Genomic DNA, 17,072 nt, shown 5'->3' with positions numbered 1-17,072 from the left:
TGGTGCGCTGTATTCAGAACTATTTGGCGTGTATCGCAAACAAAATGAGTGAATTTTACCGGCTATCGGATTGAGTTGGAAAAGCAGTAGTTCAGCCTGATCGCACACTAGAAGGCGAGTTATAGCCCATTATAGGAATTTAACGTATCATAAAAAGATAGAAATATTTAGAATGCGCTGGTGTTAATCAGCTTTATAAAGCATCGCTGTCCCGGTTATCTATCGCAATATTTGGATAGGCTGAATGATGGCGATTTTATTTTGACAGGGAGTATTGTAACGATGGGAAAAAGTATACTGGGAATGCTTTGGGATAAAATCAGTGGACGTAAATCTTCCTCAATTGCCACCGCTCGGGAAGCAACAGGAACAACAGGAAGAACAGGCACAGCAGGCACAACAGGAAGAACAGGAACAACAGGCACAACAGGAACAAAAGGCGCAACAGGAATACCCGAAGCTACAGCTACTTCCGTAACGACGACTGAAACGAAAGCGGCTCCGACACCGACACCCGCTCGTGAGGCCGTTGCAAATGTTCAGCCACTGCTGGAGCCCGCTGAATCGATCAATAGGGTAGATCAACTGCGCGCGGATATTGCTGCGAATGCAGCTTTTTTTCATGTGTTTGAAACCGGTGAGGCTGCAACGACCCCTGCAGGCATGATTTGTTCCAGCCACGCTGATGTAGCCAGTGAAACGGGCTATATTCGACTCGCCAATGGTAAGCCGGGTGCCGCCTCCAGAGGAGCTACCGATGGTTATAGTATTCGTCTTCCTGATATTATCGAAGCGGCGGCCAGTGGCAAGCATATTGCGGTGAGTATTATTGCGCGGGCTGCGGCGGGCAATGATACCTCACGATTTGCGCTGGCTTATTCAACCAATGAAGTGGGTAATTCCGGTTGGCGCTGGTTCAAGGCAGGTGTCGCCTGGTCTGTTCATACCATGGAATACGATGTGCCCATCATGAGAAAGGGAAATAGTGACTTTGTGGGTATCCTGGTTGAAGACGAGGCGCATCCTGCCACTGAGTTTTATTATCTGGCCATCACCATATCCTGAAAATGCGATCGATATAATGCCGCGATAACGGCGGCATTATTATTTTCTTTTTATAAAATAAGGTCACTCCAAAGCAGCCACTTCCTTTGCTCAATCAAACACGGTGGCCTGCGTCAGGGGTACCGATTGCTGGTCTTTTGCGGAGAGCAGTGGCGTATCGTTGAAATGCCATTGGATGGCGATACGGGGGTCGTTCCAGATAATGCTTCTTTCAGCCTGTGGCGCATAAAAATCGGTGGTTTTGTATAGAAACTCAGCAGTCTCGCTTAAGGTAATGAAGCCATGGGCAAAGCCTGGTGGAATCCATAACTGATATTTATTCTCTGCGGACAAAACTTCGCCGACCCATTGCCCAAAGTGGGGAGAAGACTGACGAATATCCACTGCGACATCGAACACCTCACCTTGCACCACGCGAACCAGTTTGCCCTGGGCGTGTGGCGGCAGCTGGTAATGCAGGCCGCGCAGCACCCCGCGCTGTGACTTGGAATGATTATCCTGGACAAAATCAGCTTGCAGGCCGGTAGCCTGTTCAAATACTTGTGTATTAAAGCTTTCGAAGAAAAAACCGCGGTCATCGCCAAATACCTTGGGTGTAAATAAGATAACTTCGGGAATAGCCAGTTTCTTTGCGTCCATCAAAACACCTGTTCCTTTAATAATCCCAATAAATAATGGCCATAGCCATTCCTGGCCAATGGTTGGGCTAATTGTTCCAGCTGTTGTGCATCAATCCAGCCATGGCGCCATGCAATCTCTTCCGGGCAAGCCACTTTGAGTCCTTGACGTTTCTCTAATATGGAAATAAACTGAGCGGCTTCAAGCAGGCTGTCATGTGTGCCGGTATCCAGCCAGGCGTAGCCACGGCCCATAATTTTTACGTTCAGCGCATTCTGGTTCATGTATAACCGGTTCAAATCGGTAATTTCCAATTCACCTCTGGCAGAAGGTTTCAGATCATGCGCGAGGCGTACAACCTGTTGATCATAAAAATACAAACCGGTAACCGCGTAGTTGCTTTTAGGGGCCATTGGTTTTTCTTCCAGACTCAATACCTTACCGGTGGCATCAAATTCAGCGACACCATAGCGATGCGGATCCTGCACATGGTAGGCAAATACGGTGGCGCCGTTCTGGTGCTGCATGGCGCTATCCAGCAGGTGATGAAGATCGTGGCCATGGAAGATGTTGTCACCCAGCACCAGTGCACACAGATCATCGCCAATAAAGTCCGCGCCGATGATAAAAGCCTGTGCCAGCCCGCCCGGCGTAGGCTGAACTGCATAACTCAGACGAATGCCCCACTGACTGCCATCACCCAGTTGTTGCTGGTAACGTGGCGTATCCTGCGGGGTGGAGATGATCAACGCATCGCGTATGCCGGCTAACAGTAGCGTGCTCAACGGATAATAGATCATGGGTTTGTCATAGACGGTCAGTAATTGTTTACTGACGGCTAATGTAGATGGGTGCAGCCGAGTACCGGAGCCGCCGGCCAGAATGATGCCTTTGCGTTGAATCATGGTTGTAAATTTTCCTGAATAAGTAATTCTGTGACTCTGCGTACGCCTGATTCCCAATCTGGCATGTGCAGTTTAAATAGCGTCTCGAGTTTGCGGCAATCGAGACGCGAGTTAGCGGGTCGTACGGCGGGTGTCGGCCACTCGGCCGTTGCCAGCGCAAGGATCTGTTGTGCTTTAACTGGCCAGCCACATGCCCGTGCATATTCGATAGCGTAGCTGGCATAGGCATGCCAGTGCGTATAGCCACTGGGTGCCAGATGAAAAAGGTGGGATTTTCGCTCCAGGTGGCTGGTTTTAATTTGCTGTAACGCATGCGCGGTAATATCGGCGATACAGTGCGCCGATGTCGGTGCGCCCCACTGGTCGGCGACGACCTTGAGCGTCTCGTGCCGGGTGGCCGCCCGCAGCATCGTTTTTAGAAAATTATGACCATGCACGCCAAACACCCATGAAGTACGAAATATCAAGGCATAGGTACCGCTGGCTATAATGGCTGCTTCGCCTGCCAGCTTGCTGCGCCCGTAGCTCGATTGCGGCGCAACTGTATCCTGTTCCTGCCAGGGTGTCGTGCCCTGACCGGAGAACACGTAGTCAGTGGAATAGTGTACCAGACAGGCATCCAGTTGCTTTGCTTCGCGTGCCAGTATTCCTACGGCATGCGCATTGATGGCATGGGCCAGCTCGGCTTCGCTTTCGGCCTTGTCCACAGCAGTATAAGCCGCCGCATTGACAATGATAGCGGGTGCCACGGTACGTACTGTTTTGATCAGGCTATCGATATGACTCAGGTCACCGCACAGACCATCTGATGTAGTGCTCCGATCTAAGGCGACAACATCACCGAGCATAGCCAGGGATCGTTGTAGTTCCCAGCCGACTTGCCCATTTTTACCGAGTAGTAAAATTTTCACGCGCGTACTTTTTCATATTGTTTGTGCACCCAGTCACGATAGTTTCCGTTTTGCACATTGCTGACCCATGCCTGGTTATCCAGGTACCACTGGACGGTTTTACGGATGCCCGTCTCGAAGGTTTCAGCGGGTTTCCAGCCAAGCTCGCGCTCGATCTTACGGGCATCAATAGCATAGCGCTGATCATGACCGGGGCGGTCTTTGACAAAGCGAATCTGCTGACTGTAACTGATGCCGTCAATGCGTGGCTGCAGCTCATCGAGTAATGCGCAGACGGTGTGCACAATATCAATATTGGGTTTTTCATTCCAGCCACCGATGTTGTAAATTTCGCCGGGTTGGCCTGCCTGGATTACAGATTGAATGGCGCAGCAATGGTCTTTGACGTATAGCCAGTCGCGCACTTGCCGGCCATCACCATAGATGGGCAGTGATTTGCCAGCAAGGGCATTGACAATCATCAGTGGGATGAGTTTTTCCGGGAACTGATAAGGACCATAGTTATTGGAGCAGTTGGTTGTCAGTACCGGTAGGCCATAGGTGTGATGGTAGGCGCGAACCAGATGGTCGCTGGCAGCCTTGCTGGCCGAATAAGGGCTATTGGGCTCGTAGCGATGCTGTTCGGTAAAGGCGGGATCATCAAGCTTGAGTGAACCGTATACCTCATCAGTTGAAACATGCAGAAAGCGGAAATTGCTTTGGGCTGCACCTTGCAAGCCATGCCAATAGGCGCGTGCAGATTCAAGCAGACGAAAGGTGCCGACAATATTGGTTTGGATAAAGTCTTCCGGGCTATGAATGGAACGATCCACATGGGATTCAGCAGCAAAATTGATGATTCCGCGTGGCTGATATTCGGTCAGCAGTCTTGTTGTTAGCGCCGTATCCCCGAGATCGCCGTGCACGAAGATGTGACGTGGATCGTCCTGCAGGCTGGCCAGATTGCGCAGATTACCTGCATAGGTCAACTTGTCGAGATTAACTACTGGCTCGTCTGTGGTATCGAACCAGTTCAATATAAAATTGGCGCCTATGAAACCGGCGCCGCCTGTAATCAAAATCATGGATTTTTCCTTCTTTAGTGCCTTTCAAATGAACGTGACTATCACGACTCTATCCAGGTTGAGTTAAATACCGCCAATATACTTGTGAAACGTACGCTACTTCTTATAAATTGGTTTGCAAGTAATATTTTACAGCTATAATCAATTTTTATGTAGCGTGTAGAGATTCAGGTTATGAAGGAGAAACAGGCATTAACCCTTATCCTCTTTAAAAAACGATGCAAAACCCCCGGCGCATTCTTTACAGACAGAGAAAGCGACAACTGTAGCAAAGTCAAAGTTATTATTGACAGAAAACATTAAAGGTAACTTTGATGATAAGTATGAGGTAGGTGGCATTTTTGGTTGAGCATGCAATATGGTTGAACCAGAAAGACCTCGGGAAGTAGAAATTCTTGCGGATGCTGGTGCACTGGTTGGATGGGTGCGATTGCGAAAAACAGAAACGGTTTGTGTGGTCAAAAAAATAAATTGTACGGGTGAGTCTCTTTGAGATCTTTGTAAAACCCTAATGGTTGAAAAATTAACCCCTTATAATCAATAGCCGAGAACTTCTGGCGAGGATTTTTACAAAAGCTTCCCCTTATTTATCGAAAAGCTGAGTAAGGTTGCTCAGGCACATGCCCTGCTGGTGCGTGGTTTTAGCGAAAAAAATAGCCCATTCGAACCACTACCTTTGAGCGTATGAAAAAGACCGCTGCATAACTGGTTATCTTGGGCTGGGCAAGGTTTTTAAGTGCTTGATTTATCAATGCTGTAAGTAATCAGAAAAGCTCAAAAATACAGTTATGCAGCGGTCTTTGAAATCCACAGGTCTCGATCGTTATTCCGATCCATAATAAATTTCCGGTTGCTTATCACTGTTTGCTATCATTATTGTTGGCAGTCGACCAGGCATCCACGGAGTGATTCTGGTTGATGATAGATCTACGGATGCAAGCACCCGTTTTTCTGAGCTCATTACGAGCACGCAGTACATTCGCAACGATGAAGCGTTTGGCTTTATCCGTGCCTGCAATCGCGGCGGCCGTTTAGCCCGTGATGAATATATTGTTATGCTGAAATTAGTAGGCTAGTTCGATATAATAATTACAAACTTCCCGGCCTTGCCTCCAAAATCAATCGGTACGCATACTCCGAACAGACTTCAGGCCGAATTGGTTCATCTTGAGTGAGTTCCCAGTTATCATATCCGAACTCTGAAAGTGTTTTTCCATACCTTTGTTCGAGCATAAGGCAGTCCTCACTGGTGAAGAAAGATCTCCATCCGCCCGCCTGTCCTGTCCGCAGGGTTCTTTGCAGATCCTTGCCCACGGATCTCGATACCGGAAGTTCGTATCCTAAGTATCCGGCGAGATCCTTGTTGTCCCCGGAGATAAAGTTTTCGTATCGCAGCACGAAGACGTCTTTGGGTAGTTGGTGCAGAAAATGGACATATCCAGCAAGATCTCGCAAAAGCCAGGCATCGTAGCCGATGCGGCTTCTCAGGAAAGAGGCTAGTTCGCCAAAACTTATGTTTTGTGGGTCTTCCTCTTTACGCTTTAGAAGCGCAATCCATTCCTGCGCGATTCCCGTTTCGAAATTCTTGGATTGAGCCCACGCGAAAGATACATAAAGAAGCCTGCTGAGAAGCTCATCCCTGAAGTCCCTAATGATGACAATTTTCTTGTCGAAGGTCATTGGAAGTTCATTGTGTAGGATCGCATTGCGAAGACGCGGTTTCTTTTCCCAGTGATCTGCTATAAGCTTCACTACTGCGCTTTTGTCGCCTGCATCTTTAGCGGGTATAAAAAAATCAATCCTTCTAGGTTCAAGATGATAGTCCGATATGCCTGCGCCACTGGCAATCGTCTTCGAGATGACGGTAGTCCCTGTTTTGGCGCGGCCTACAACTATTATTTTCATTCTAGGCCCCGAAGCAATTGAGAGATTCGGCTAGGAGCAGTGCAAAGTGTGAGGGATTCCTTGGCCAGTGAGAAGCTCCAGTTGTATGTAGGGTCGTGCCTGAGGCTCTCAGCCCAAACCTGTTTCATCATTGCATTATCCTTAATATAGTTAATGAAAATTATTATAATTATTTTCGTATAGAATACAAAGTGAGACTTTTGCAAAATCCCAATCGTTGAAAATCCATAGCGAGGGCTTTTGCAAAAGTCTCGAGATATTTGCCCAGAGAGCGATACACCTGATTTGCACAGCGGCTAGGCAAATGAGCCTCAAGCAGCGCTCATACTTCGCCTGATATATCAAAGACCGCTGCATAACTGGTTATCTCGGGCTGGGAAATATTTTTAAGTGTTTCATTTATCAATACTTCAGGTAATCAGAAAAGCTCAAGAACACAGTTATGCAGCGGTCTTTATCATGCTTGCGATGTCAATGTGTCATATGAGATCCTTTCGTTTTGCAGGCATCTCATATTTTTCATTTCGTGGCTACACTATTTATTAAAAGAGACCACTTCAGACAATCGAGGCGGCTCTCGGTGTATTCAAGACACATGGAAAAGGTGGTTTATTTTATCTACACCTTTATTCCTTTTTTTCTGCCACTTAAACCTGTTTCATTTTCTTCTAAGATGGAAGTATTTACGATTATAGAAGGAACCCTTTTGAAATACAGAATCAAATTCCCCAACAATCTCAAATAATCCGCTAATTTGTATTAGAAACATCTCTCGATTTGGAAAAGCACAAGGAACAGAATCAACCCCTCTGGATTTCTTAATTACTTCGGGCTTTTCCATACTGTTTGCAATTTCAACTTCCAAAACTAATATTCCATTTTGTGCTAAAGCATTATTCGCTGCTTTCAAGAAATCGATTTGTTGTTCACGGAAATAATGATAAGTTGATGAACAATGAATAATTTCGAACGAATTAATGCTGTCCAATAAGAATTCAATAGCATCCATATTGGAAAAAATAATATTACGATGTTGTAAAATGGAGTTATTTACATGACTAGCTATTTCGAGCCAATGTCGCGACATATCCACACCATTAACCGAACAAGTTGTTTTTTTTGCAGCACGAAAACAAAAAAAACCTGCGTTACAACCAATATCAGCGAACCGATCTTCTGTATGAATTATGTCATCTAAGTGTGAGGCGGCATACTTCAGTGACGTATTACTATCGCTGGTTATATATGGCTCTTGATCATATATACCTAGTGATTCAAGATTCTGATAAGTAATTTTCGGAACAGTTATCTTTTGGCACTTTTCACGGAAAGATTGCTTGATATGCTTAAGAATATCTATATAACAGTGACCATCGGTGACATCAAATCCACCAGCAGAGTATGTTTCTGATAAATTTTTTGACGCATGTATTGCAAACGTTCGTTCTGCTGGTATACGCAAATCAGAAAATATTCTTTCATAGTTCTTAAAAACATAACCATCTAATAGTACTAAATGAATATTGGAGGAATCCCGTAGCTTTTGCGTTAATTCGGCACTCAAGTGTTGAACAAATAACTCGTGGTTGTAGCTCGCACTATCAATATACTTTGTAATGTTAAAATGCTCTGGAAGATCCCTGATCTTAGGTTCCCAAAAATCCATTCGGTTATCGAGATTAGGTGCAATTTTTAAATCAAAAATATTGTCAGCATGAATTGAAATAATCCCATTTTCAAGACTTGATAAATGTTTGCAAAGAGTAGTCTTTCCGCTGTTAGAAGCCCCATAGATAGCTGTAAAATTAGGGATGCTTACTCGTTTACTATCCGATATTCTCGATGGCATTTCCAAAGTTTTTTGCTTTAGCCAACTAGATGTAACATTCTGAGTACCCCGCACATAATCCCAGTTAATCTTAGCATCATGACCCTCTCGTAATTTCGTGCTATGTGTAGAGGATGAGTCCTTGGCAATAACATTTAGTACTTTTGCTGATTTAGGAATTAATGCCAACGGAATTAAAATAATGAATCCACATAAAGGTGACGCATTTTTTAAAAATTTTGAAACATCATTGCGGGTTACACGTTTCAATTCCCAAATAGCTAGTTCATTATTATCAAGCACAACTGTCAGATTAAATACTGGCTCCAATTTATCATTAACAGCCCATCCAGAAAGTTGAAGAAAGCCTAACACTATTTCAATACTATCAACATAACCTCTTGGTTTCGTTTTCTTATCCCAGAGATCTGATTTTGCTTCCTCGTTTACCATAATCTTTCCTATTGTAAAGCAACGTAACTCTCTATTATTCCAGTAATTAATTGGATAATCCAGAATCTTTTAACAATTATAAATTAATCTCCAATTGAGAAGTCTTCTCTTGCTAAGGTTAAATTAGGGCTGTAGCAGGGGTCAGCCAGTAACATTGCCCCCCATCGGGTTTTAATATATTCGATCTCTTTATTGAATCGTGCCACCTTTTCGGGGGTGTCTTCTTCACCCCGCGATTTTGATTCAAAATGATACAGCTCTGCATAGGGTGTCCAGAGATTGCGGTATCCTGCCTCGCGTACTTTAAGGCAAAAGTCGACATCGTTGAAGGCCACGCGCAGGTGCGTTTCTTCCAGGCCGCCGACCTGTTCATAGACTATTTTACGTACGATGAGGCAGGCTGCTGTTACCGCTGATAGATTCTGGACAACTCTCAGGCGATTAAAATACCCGGCGGCGGCCCGGGGAAAATATTTATGTGAATGGCCGGCAACACCACCAAGCCCAGTGATCACGCCTGCGTGTTGAATCGTTTCATCGTCATAGTATAGTTTGGCCCCCACACAACCGATTTCCGGACGCAAGGCATGACTGGCCATCTCACTCAACCATTCCGGGTTGATCACTTCAACATCGTTGTTGATCAGGCCAATCAGCTCACCTTTAGCCTGCTGTGCGCCATAGTTGTTAATGGCTGAATAATTAAAGGGTTGATGATAAGCCAGTATGCTAACCCGGGCATCGCTGTTTTGAATGGATTGAAAGAAATCCAGTGTGGCGGGTTCAATACTTTCGTTATCCAGAATGATAATTTGGTAATTTTGATAGGTTGTCTTATCGAGAATGCTGCGTACGCACGGCTCCAGCAATTCCAGTTTATCCCGAGTCGGAATTAGCAGGCTGATCAGGGGTTCTGGTTGTGGAAGGGGGTAGCGTACACGATAGGTGTTAGACGCTATTCCCGCTTCGATTTGAATATCATTCCGACTCTGCATATCAAAGAAATGCCGCAGTGCTTTAATCCCTGCAGTGGCGGTATAGTTTTTTTCAGTGGCATGCAGTGCGGTAGAGCCTTCGGCTATTCGCCAATGATAAAGTACTTTGGGAATGTGTATGATTTCGTTAGGTTTAACATGGAGGAGGCAACGTAACAATAGATCCTGATCCTGGCTGCCTTCCACACCGACACGAAATCCGTCGATGCGCTGAAGCAATGGATGACGATAGACACTCAGATGTGAGACGTAGTTTTGTGAGAAAAACAGGTCTGGGTTCCAACCCGGCTTAAAATGGGGTTCCTGACGATTGCCCTGTTCGTCGATTTTGTCTTCGTCGCTGTAGAGTATCTGCGCAGCGGGATGTTGATTAATTGCCTGAGCCATAAAATGTAACGCATGTGGTGCCAGTTCGTCATCATGATCTAGCAAGGCGACATATTCACCGGTTGCCAGTGTTAATGCACTGTTACTGGCAGCGGCAATATGTCCATTTTCTGCGCGGAAGATGACTTTGATGCGTGAGTCTTGTTGACTATATGCTTCCAGCAAAATTCTGATATGAGGCTGAGGCGAAGCATCATCCGCGATGCACAACTCCCAATCCGGGTAACTTTGGGCCAGCACCGATTCAATCGCCTGGCGCAGAAAAGATGCGGTCGTATTGTAGACTGGCATGACGATAGAAATCGTTGGCCGATACTTAAAAGATTGCTGTGCCGTTAAGACAGCAGCGAGATCAGAGCATTCCGGTGTTTCATATTTGGCGATCCAGTCTGTATAACTGACTACTGCATAATTTTTATTGGCTTCATGGTCAAGAAATTGATTGTAGTCTTGATAAAGCAGCGCATCTGTTGTGACTTCAATCACTTTGGCTTTTTCTGCCAGTACTCTCCAAATGCGGGTAATGACATAATCCTTGTACTGCACATGATGCTGTTGAATATGCGACAGCATATGTTTATGCGCCAATGTTGGCGAGATGGGCACAAGATCGAGATGTATCACAGAGAACTGGCCGGTCCTTTCAAGGGGGTCGAAGCGAACCTGCCTGGGAGAAAATTGCAGATAATATAAACGCCTGGCCAGCTGACCATGATGGAATGGCAGCATGACTGAAAATGCTTCATGATAACCATCACCATAATCAAAATACAATTTCGCAATATTATTATGAGTGTGTTGCGAATGTAGGCACAATTCGATCATGTACCAGCCCGGACGCAGCTTTTGGCAAATATCTGGCCATAGGAACCAGGGATCGTTGCCTTCAGAATGCCAACTATGATCATTACTCTCATCAGGTCGTAAACTACTCACAGGCTCAAGAGTGGGGTGCTTGCCTGTTTGCTCATCGAATGCTTCAGATTCATCCATGCTGGTTTCTTGTTCAACAAAGTCGGCCAGCGATCCTGCAACACAGCGTAGCTCTGTCAATAGTCCTGCTGGACTGAGTTGCTGATGCAGTTGCGAAAGCAAATCCGCTAGATCGGCTGGATCGACTTCACGCCCGACTATAGATCGATAAGCTGACCGAATAAAAGACATTTGATGATAAGTACGCAGCGCTTCTAGCGTAGTGAAACTTTGTTCTTGAGCTGGATGAGAATACATAAGAAATATCGACTAATTAGAAACCAGGGGTTATTGTAATGGATGCCCGCCAGCCTCAACAGGGTCGAGGTGGCAAAATGATGGCATCGTACTTAAAAAGAAAAGAACAGCTCGCATGAAAGAGATCTGTTGTCGTTATAGATGCATTGGTCTGTGCTGATAGGGATCATCGCTTGCAGTATAGCGCTGATTTTTTTAGTGGGCGAAGCAGCAGTGCGGTTATTCCGGCAGTGATAAATCTGTTTCATGGTGGTAGGCAACATTATTTCCGAGCTCGGCGTGTATTTGAAGTTCGCATGGATTTCACCGCTTTTGCTTTTGATGCCGGCTTATCTGATGATTGTTTGATGGCCTGGAGTGATGATGCTGGAAATGCTTCTGGATTCTCTGATGCTGCTGGCATTAACGGGGTTGGTGCAGCGGTGGGTGTACCTGCACGCAGTTTAACGATGCGTTGTATCTCGTGCGCCAGATTAAGCCAGTCTTCCCAGGGTCGATTCAGTTGTATATCTGTGCTACGTAAAGTTTGCAGAATGGCAGGTAAACGGTCGATCAAAGCCAGAAGAAAGCGCTGGTCTTGTTTCGTCAGGCGCCACCAGATCGCCATATCCATGGCATCGGGCTGGGCAAAGCGCAGTTCCAGTTTGGTACCAACGTCGTCATAGGATTCGATAAACCAGGCTTCGAACGGTGCCTGACCCGCTTCTTCAGGAAATTCGAGTCTGGGGTGAGTGCCAAACGGCTTGGAATGAATAGCGGCACAGGCCAGACGAAATTCAAACCGAGCCCAGCGCTGATCACCGAAAGAAAGCTGATCGAAATGTAACCACAGGTGTTCGTAGTCAGCATGAATGCGCTCTTGTTTGAACCGAATCTGATCGTAGCGTACTACCGGTGGAAGCTTCTGGAGCAGCTGGTCGAATTTTTCCAGGCCTGCGCGGAGTGCTTTTGGCTGGATAACTGCGTGTTCTCTGAGAATAGCCGGTGCGGTGAGTGTCTTGATGAGCAGCTTGCTGAGTGCCTGGAGTAGAGCCCAATCACGGGTGTTGACATTAAGCAGGATATCGAAGCATTGCTGGAGAGCAGTCTTTGTCCCGGCGGGTATGAGTGTCAATTCGGTAAGCCCATTTTGCAAATGGGTGCCGAGCGCGTCAATAAAAGGTGAACCGGCTTCCGGCGAATGCGTAAAAGTAAAGCCTGCGATGCCTTGTGTCAGCGGTGTTTTGAATTCGAATACAGGCGGGTGATAGCCTGGGATATTGAAATGAGTCAGACGCCATGTGACCGGATCATCCTGGTTAGCCGAAACGGGCAGGATCTCAATGGTTTCATAGTCAAGACAGGCAGGGTAGCGTTGCAGCAGGCGTTGCCACCGCGTTTCTGCCATCTGTAGCTGGTCGCGCGCGGCCTGATGCTGTTGAAAATAATGTTCGCTTTCCAGATGGGCTTGGTGGATTTCGAGTAATAGTTGGTCATTGTTTTCAGTCTGGAACTGATTCAATTGATCGATTCTGGCTTGGCACGCCGTGAGTATGGAAGCCTGTTCCTCTCGGGACTGGATGAGAGCGGTAATTTCTTGTGTCAGTGTGGCCTTATCACTTTCCAGGGTCGCATTGAGCTGGGCCAAGGCATGGATCTGTTCTTGTCCCGATTGGTATTGCAGAGAGATTGTATCCAGCTCTTCCCGAATTTGATGAAACCGTGTCAGCAGCAATTCCTGTTCATACAAAGCTGTGTTAAGTCGGGCCTGATCATCGGTGTGTTGCTGTGCGTTGCAAGCAATCGCATCGTCATGCTGTGTTGGGAGCATAGCCGGTTTTTCATATGCGGCTTGTGCTGGTTGCGATTCGGTGGATCGGCCTCGCAGCAGATGATAGTCAGCCATTATTTGTTCGGAGGTGGAGATATCCGTATCGACAACGGGAGCGGTTTCACCAAGTGGGCGCATCGCGCTGGCAATCTCGTGCTGTAACCGGATGATCTGTGGGTAATCCTGACATAGCTGCTGTGCCAGGTAGCGGGTCAGAGAATCCTGCTCGGGCACGCTATTACCGGTATAGGCAGGGATGGTGAGCGGAAGCTTCCACTGTTTGGCGCAGTATTCAACCAGCTGCTTTGGATAATGAAGACACTGGCTGGAATCAACGAGCAGGCTGCGCCGCGGATTGCGCTGATAAAAGTGTAATAATGCTTGATGTTGTACTTGCCAGGCATGCATCACCTTCTCGACAGAAATGGCATTGGTTTCGTTTACCATGAAATTGGCCAGCATCTGCTGTGGAGAAAGACAAACCAGAATAAAGCGCAGGCGGGATTCAAAGTGGCACCAGAAATCGAGCAATTGGATGCTGCGTGAATCGGCCCAACCCCATACGCTTGATTTGTTGTTAGCAAGAAACAGATCGCGCGCATGGCGTTCCCAAGGTTGGCCGGGCTGGGAGATCGCCTGGATATCATGAGATGCCTTTGTAGTCACATTGGCGACTTGCTCGTGCCAGCATATGATATCGATGGAATGATCATCTTTACTTGGCTTGGGTTGTTTCATGCCTGCTTGCTGTAGAATATCAGCAATGGCTTGCAGGCCGGGCTGAACTGACCCGGTAATGCAGATACTTTTCATATTGATTTCAGTATTTTTTTAGATGCTCATTATACGGAGATGGCTGGTTGGGTTTCCCCAAATGTTTTTCTGATTCCGGAGGCTGATTGTCCGCCAGCAGGCTACGATTATTGTTTTTCAAATGTCGGATGCGATTGAAATGACTAAAAGCAGCTCCTGGCGTTCAGTGAGGCGGATCCACACTATTTCGATTTCCTGTTTTATCGAAAATAATGGCAGAATACCACACTTAATCATGCCGTTTCAATGAAGCTATCGCTGTCTATCGACCGTAACAATCGTCGAATCGCACGATATCATCTTCCCCAAGGTAAGCACCTGATTGTACTTCAATAATATGAAGGTCCATTTTTCCTGGATTTTCCAGACGGTGCGTGTGACCCAGTGGAATATAGGTCGATTGATTTTCTGCAATCAAGGTTTCTTTGCCATCGATCGTCACTTTGGCAGTACCACTGACAACAATCCAATGTTCAGCCCGATGATGGTGCATTTGCAATGACAGTTTTTCCCCAGGCTTAACCATGATGCGCTTGACCTGGAAGCGCTTTCCCTGATCAATCCCTTCATACCACCCCCAGGGGCGATAGATGCGCAGATGCTCGAGATGTTCTTTCCGGTTATTGGCTTCAAAGTGCTGAATGGCCCCTTTGATTTGCTGAGCCTTGCTTTTGTGCATCACCAGTACGGCATCGGCCGTTTCGACGACAACGATTCCTTCCAACCCGATGACGGAGACCAGGCGACTTTCGGCACGGATATAACTGTTTTTAGTGTCGGCAATATAAGTATCACCCTTGGCGATGTTGCCATTTTCATCTTTTGTGGAGACTTGCCAAAGTGAATCCCAGGAGCCGACATCACTCCAGCCAAATTGTGCGGGCACGACTGCGGCGCGGTCAGTGACCTGCATCACAGCATAGTCAATCGAATCGGATGGGCAGTCAGTAAATGTGTCTTTGCAAGGGCGAATGAAACCCAGATCAGTTATTTTTTCCTGCCAGGCTTTCTGTGCCGCTGCAAAAATATCCGGTCGATGGCGTTGTAGTTCCTGCAGGTAATGTTTAGCGGTAAAGACGAACATGCCACTGTTCCAAGTATAGCCACCTTCTTTAAGGTATGCCTGAGCCGTTTCCTGATCCGGTTTTTCGAAAAAAGATTGAACGCGACTGGGAATAAGCGCAGTAGGCGTGGCAAACGAAATGGCTTCTCCTGCTTTGATATAACCATAACCGGTTTCTGGCGTATGGGGAACCACGCCAAAGGTTACGAGATACCCGTCCTGAGCAGTCAATGCCGCAGTTTCTACTGCCTCTGCGAAGCTGGCTTGATCGTCAATGACATGGTCAGCTGGTAGGACAAGCATCATGGCATTTTCATTAGTGTCGGCCAGGTGAAACGCAGCCAGCGCAATAGCCGGTGCGGTATTACGGCCAACCGGTTCAAGATAAATCGCTGCTGGTGAAATGGCGATACCTTCACATTGCTCCCGGATTAGAAAGCGATGTTCCGAGTTGCACACCAGGATTGGTGCCTGTGAGTTAGATAATGCGTTCGCACGAGCCAGCGTGGCCTGTAGCAAGGTTTCTTTGCCTATGAGTGATAACAGTTGTTTGGGATAAACGGTACGGGAAAGCGGCCATAATCGCGTGCCGCTGCCGCCGGATAAAATAACCGGGTGAATATGTAATGACATGGCTTTGTTCGTGTACGCTCTCTTGATGTCAAGTACCTATCTGATGGTGTGCTCAAATGATATGAATAAAGTCATCCAATGAATTTCAGCTGAATGCAATTTAAGCTGCTCACCAATCTTGTGGCTGGTGATACGATAGGCGGAATGGCCAGGCTGCATGATATATAGCGCTATTTGAAAAGGATTATACACTCGGGATGTTCCTTTGGTCTACCCGTAGATAGGGATGTTGAAGCATCGCCTCGTGTGATCAATTTTCGAAGCAGGTGAATCCGGGTGGAGTCTGGTGTTCGGTCGGGTTCGATATGGTTTGGTCATGGGATTGTTTTCATCTTCGTATTCTTACGTGTTCTTGGCTTTGTTGTTGTTTTTCTGGTGATGACGGGTGATTTCCCCGCCGTCTTCTTAGGGACAGCTGGTTTTTTTATGGCCCTTTTCTGTTTGATTGCTGCCAGATTAGCCAGCGTATCCTGGTTGCCTGGTTGAAGCTGAATAGCCCGTTTCAGTTCCTTGCGGGCACCGCTTAGGTCTCCCTGAATGCGCAGCAGGTTGCCGAGGTTGTTGTGAGCCGCAGCGGAATCAGGTTGCAAAGTAATGGCCTGGCGGTAAGCGGTAATGGCTTCTTCAGGCCGGCCAAGGCGTTTGTAGGCAACGCCGAGATTAATATAAGCGGGAACAAACTTAGTGTCTACTTTCAAAGCCCGCTTATGGAAGCTAACGGCTTTCTCGATTTCGCCCCGATCCTGGAAGATCATGCCCAGGTCGTTATAGTAGTTTGCCCGATCCGGAGCTAGAATGGTTGCCTGTTGAATCAGCGGCAATGCGCCATCCAAATCCTTTTGAGCGCGCAACGTCAGTCCGAGGCCGTGAAGTGCTTCCGGGGAATCTGCATTAATTTGCAGTGCCGCGTGATAGATTTTGACAGCCTCATCGAACTGGCCCATACGATAGAACTGACTGGCACGCAGCAGGAGCTGTTCGATAGTACGGGGATTCTCAATAATACTTTCCAGCTGCTGAATACGCTTGGTCAGCTCGGTAGAAGGAAATAAGCCATTGGCTTGCCGGAAACTTTGCAGGGCCTCTATTAGTCGCCCGAGTTGTTGCTGTGCCAGACCAATCTGGGCGAGTGCGGCTGCTTTTGACAGGGTATTTTCCTTAGTCTTGCTGCTGGTGATTGCTTTCCACACGCCATGGAGAATTTTAAGGGCTTCTTCAGGCTGGCCAGTACGGTTATGGATCATGGCGATACCCATGGCAGCGGCGGCATTACCCGGTTGGAGTTGCATGGTTTCGTGATAGAGTGCTGCCGCGTTGGTATAATCCCGGTTTTCAAGCAGAGCACCGGCTTCTTTGAGCATGGAGGCGAGTCTTTTAGTCATGGATTTCTCT

Annotated in this window: 13 protein-coding genes; 3 read left to right on the top strand and 10 right to left on the bottom strand. The window is 47.0% G+C overall.

The features are described from left to right. Positions 1-282 precede the first annotated feature (282 nt). Positions 283-1,065, top strand: a complete 783-nt coding sequence (locus tag BUQ89_RS13615) for a hypothetical protein (protein WP_143071233.1) — start codon at positions 283-285, stop codon at positions 1,063-1,065. A 90-nt stretch (positions 1,066-1,155) separates the two neighbouring features. Here the strand turns inward: BUQ89_RS13615 and rfbC are convergent, their stop codons facing one another. The 4 genes from rfbC to rfbB are packed head-to-tail and all read right to left on the bottom strand — an operon-like array spanning position 1,156 to position 4,563. Further along, positions 1,156-1,704, bottom strand: coding sequence for a dTDP-4-dehydrorhamnose 3,5-epimerase (gene rfbC / locus BUQ89_RS12210; protein WP_028461371.1), 549 nt, complete (start codon positions 1,702-1,704; stop codon positions 1,156-1,158). Further along, positions 1,704-2,588, bottom strand: a complete 885-nt coding sequence (gene rfbA / locus BUQ89_RS12205; RefSeq protein ID WP_218146742.1) for a glucose-1-phosphate thymidylyltransferase RfbA — start codon at positions 2,586-2,588, stop codon at positions 1,704-1,706. The genes rfbC and rfbA overlap by 1 nt, the downstream gene beginning before the upstream one ends. After that, the gene (rfbD, locus tag BUQ89_RS12200; RefSeq protein WP_028461369.1) at positions 2,585-3,499 is read right to left on the bottom strand and encodes a dTDP-4-dehydrorhamnose reductase; all 915 of its coding nucleotides are present in this window, start codon (positions 3,497-3,499) and stop codon (positions 2,585-2,587) included. Before rfbD ends, rfbA begins: the two co-directional genes overlap by 4 nt. Then, entirely contained in the window at positions 3,496-4,563 is a 1,068-nt protein-coding gene (gene rfbB / locus BUQ89_RS12195) for a dTDP-glucose 4,6-dehydratase (RefSeq protein ID WP_028461368.1), read from the bottom strand. The genes rfbD and rfbB overlap by 4 nt, the downstream gene beginning before the upstream one ends. A gap of 358 nt (positions 4,564-4,921) precedes the next feature. On the opposite strand from rfbB, the gene BUQ89_RS14420 reads away from it, so the two are divergent. Together BUQ89_RS14420 and BUQ89_RS14675 are read left to right on the top strand one after the other, a co-directional pair. Continuing rightward, on the top strand, positions 4,922-5,056 hold the full coding sequence (locus BUQ89_RS14420; RefSeq protein WP_256205433.1) for a hypothetical protein: 135 nt from the start codon (positions 4,922-4,924) through the stop codon (positions 5,054-5,056). Between the two features lie 412 nt (positions 5,057-5,468). Then, positions 5,469-5,639, top strand: coding sequence for a glycosyltransferase family 2 protein (locus BUQ89_RS14675; protein WP_177183582.1), 171 nt, complete (start codon positions 5,469-5,471; stop codon positions 5,637-5,639). Between the two features lie 13 nt (positions 5,640-5,652). Here BUQ89_RS14675 and BUQ89_RS12185 read toward each other — a convergent pair whose 3' ends face one another. The 6 genes from BUQ89_RS12185 to BUQ89_RS12160 all read right to left on the bottom strand — a co-directional run bounded on the left by BUQ89_RS12185 (position 5,653) and on the right by BUQ89_RS12160 (position 17,062). Then, complete coding sequence (locus BUQ89_RS12185) at positions 5,653-6,468, bottom strand: hypothetical protein (RefSeq protein WP_028461367.1); 816 nt, start codon at positions 6,466-6,468, stop codon at positions 5,653-5,655. 658 nt (positions 6,469-7,126) lie between these two features. Continuing rightward, positions 7,127-8,749, bottom strand: a complete 1,623-nt coding sequence (locus tag BUQ89_RS12180; RefSeq protein WP_028461366.1) for a methyltransferase domain-containing protein — start codon at positions 8,747-8,749, stop codon at positions 7,127-7,129. Positions 8,750-8,832: 83 nt separating this feature from the next. After that, entirely contained in the window at positions 8,833-11,361 is a 2,529-nt protein-coding gene (locus tag BUQ89_RS12175; protein ID WP_218146741.1) for a glycosyltransferase family 2 protein, read from the bottom strand. Positions 11,362-11,623: 262 nt separating this feature from the next. Beyond that, entirely contained in the window at positions 11,624-13,984 is a 2,361-nt protein-coding gene (locus BUQ89_RS12170) for a coiled-coil domain-containing protein (RefSeq protein WP_028461365.1), read from the bottom strand. Positions 13,985-14,246: 262 nt separating this feature from the next. Further along, a complete protein-coding gene (locus BUQ89_RS12165) occupies positions 14,247-15,680 on the bottom strand; it encodes a mannose-1-phosphate guanylyltransferase/mannose-6-phosphate isomerase (protein ID WP_028461364.1) in 1,434 nt (477 codons plus the stop codon). A 314-nt stretch (positions 15,681-15,994) separates the two neighbouring features. Then, positions 15,995-17,062, bottom strand: a complete 1,068-nt coding sequence (locus BUQ89_RS12160; RefSeq protein WP_028461363.1) for a tetratricopeptide repeat protein — start codon at positions 17,060-17,062, stop codon at positions 15,995-15,997. Positions 17,063-17,072 lie beyond the last annotated feature (10 nt).

This window comes from Nitrosomonas cryotolerans ATCC 49181 (genome assembly GCF_900143275.1).
Taxonomy (GTDB): domain Bacteria; phylum Pseudomonadota; class Gammaproteobacteria; order Burkholderiales; family Nitrosomonadaceae; genus Nitrosomonas; species Nitrosomonas cryotolerans.
The sequence above is the reverse complement of the archived record's forward strand: the minus strand, read 5'-3'. Positions and strand labels throughout refer to the sequence as shown.